General features: G+C 61.3%; 2 protein-coding genes. Both read right to left on the bottom strand.

Going from position 1 to position 1,412, the window contains the following annotated elements; all coding sequences use genetic code 11:
* Positions 1-432 (bottom strand): flagellin N-terminal helical domain-containing protein (locus XI04_RS00015; protein WP_442869370.1); only part of this gene is annotated, 432 nt, incomplete at its 3' end.
* Between the two features lie 361 nt (positions 433-793).
* On the bottom strand, positions 794-1,412 hold a 619-nt coding region (locus XI04_RS00010; RefSeq protein WP_271623356.1), incomplete at its 5' end, for a flagellin.

Raw genomic sequence — 1,412 nt, 5'->3', positions numbered from 1 at the left:
CGCCGCGCCGTTATACACCACGTTGCTGCTCGCCGTCGCGCTGGCGAACGAAGTCGTGCCACGCAGGTCGGCCGCCGTTGCGCCCGAGATGCTGGTGGAGACATTGGACTTGGTGGAGTAGCCGACCGTGGTCTGCAGCGCCTGATTGGCGATCGACTTGGCGCTGTCGATCAGCTTCTGCAGCGAGGTGATGCCGGTGTTGGCAGCCTGCAGCACTTGCACACCGTTGGCGATGCCGTCGAGCAGATTGTTGATGTCGCTGGCGCGGTTGTCGAGCGACTGTGCGGTGAAGAAGTTGGTGGGATTGTCCAGGGCCGAGTTGACGCTCTTGCCGGTCGACAGACGGCTCTGCGTGGTGGCGAGAAGATCAGCGGTGGACTGGAGGGAGAGCAGGTTCTGACGAACCGACGAAGAGAGGACGATACCGGACATTGAGTGTTACCCTTCTGGTACGCAACGCAACAAACAAACTTCGATTAGGATTAATCGATGCCGGGACGGTGAACGCAGACGGCTAACAAAGCATGAAGCGTGTCGCTCCAGTCCTTCCGCGGATTCACCATGTGCGCGATCGGAGCCGGACCGCGCTTCGTCGTATCATCATGATCACATGATGCTTTTTGGTGCAGCGGCGACGCGTTTGCCACTTGTCAACCATAACTCAGAGTGAGCAATTCGCTGGACTCGAACGCATCGTCCCGACTTGCCAAGCGGCGTTCTGATGCCGACCCAAAAAGAAAGCGGCGGGGCCGAAGCCCCGCCGCCGGATCTTGCTTGCGATGTCGTCCGCTTGTTAGCGGAGCAGCTGCAGCACGCTCTGCTGCGACTGGTTGGCCAGCGACAGCGCGGAGACCGCGATCGACTGGCGGGTCGACAGCGCCTGGCTGTTGGCCGCCTCGGTGTTGGTGTCGGCCAGCGTGAGGTTGGACGAACCGGTCTGCAGCACGTTGATCAGGCTCTTGTTGAAGTCCTGACGAACCTGCACCACCGAGAGGTTCGAACCGAGGCTCGAGGCTTCCGAGCGCAGCGTGCTCGACGCGGCGTTCAGGTTCGACAGCACCTTGTTGGTCGCGGAGTTGTCGATGAAGTCGACACCGCTGGTCAACGCGGCAAGACCCAGACCCTTGGAGTTGTAGGTCACGCCGGTGATGCTGAGGTTCGACTTGCCGGTCTCGTCGAACACCAGCTTGAGCTGGTCGCCGTTCAACAGGTTGACGCCGTTGAACGAGGAGTCCTGCGAGGTGGTGTCGATCTGGTTCAGGATGTTGTTGTACTGAGACACCAGATTGGCGCGCGAGGTCTGCGCAACCGTATCCTGGACGGGGGTGGAAGCCGTCGAGAACGTCAGCGACGAGGTCAGCGTGCCGCCGATCGCACCACCCGCGGCGCTCGAACCGATGGTCGAGGACGCA

It is taken from the genome of Bradyrhizobium sp. CCBAU 11430, assembly GCF_028128855.1.
Lineage (GTDB): Bacteria > Pseudomonadota > Alphaproteobacteria > Rhizobiales > Xanthobacteraceae > Bradyrhizobium > Bradyrhizobium ottawaense.
The sequence above is the reverse complement of the archived record's forward strand: the minus strand, read 5'-3'. Positions and strand labels throughout refer to the sequence as shown.